Annotated in this window: 1 protein-coding gene; it reads left to right on the top strand. The window is 46.0% G+C overall.

Annotated elements, in window-relative coordinates:
• Positions 1 to 39 precede the first annotated feature (39 nt).
• Positions 40 to 561, top strand: a 522-nt coding sequence (locus tag NF543_RS25300; RefSeq protein ID WP_257670991.1) for an LLM class flavin-dependent oxidoreductase, incomplete at its 3' end; no start/stop codon positions are given.

Genomic DNA, 561 nt, shown 5'->3' with positions numbered 1-561 from the left:
TCAATAATGCATAAAACGTAGTTACCCAAAAGAGGATTTATGAAGAAAATAGGATTTTTATCGTTTGGACATTGGTCCCATCATCCTGCCTATAAAACCCGTACAGCAAGTGACACGTTGCTTCAGTCCATTGATTTGGCTGTTGCCGCGGACGAAATTGGTTTAGATGGTGCGTATTTTCGGGTGCATCATTTTGCGGCTCAGTTAGCATCACCATTTCCTTTGCTTTCGGCTATCGGTGCCAAAACAAGCAAGATAGAGATTGGAACCGGTGTAATTGATATGCGTTATGAAAATCCACTGTATATGGTGGAAGATGCCGGAGCTGCTGATTTAATTTCGGGGGGGCGATTGCAATTGGGAATCAGTAGAGGTTCGCCGGAACAGGTAATCGATGGTTGGCGCTATTTTGGTTATGAACCGGCTGAAGGAGAAACCGACGCAGCTATGGGACGCCGTAAAGCTTTGGAATTATTGGATAGGCTAAAAGGTGTCGGATTTGCCCAGCCTAACCCGTATCCGATGTTTCCGAATCCACCGGGCTTGTTACGTTTGGAGCCG

The sequence above is a fragment of the Parapedobacter tibetensis genome (genome assembly GCF_024704835.1).
In the GTDB taxonomy this organism is placed as follows: Bacteria; Bacteroidota; Bacteroidia; order Sphingobacteriales; family Sphingobacteriaceae; genus Parapedobacter; species Parapedobacter tibetensis.
The sequence above is the reverse complement of the archived record's forward strand: the minus strand, read 5'-3'. Positions and strand labels throughout refer to the sequence as shown.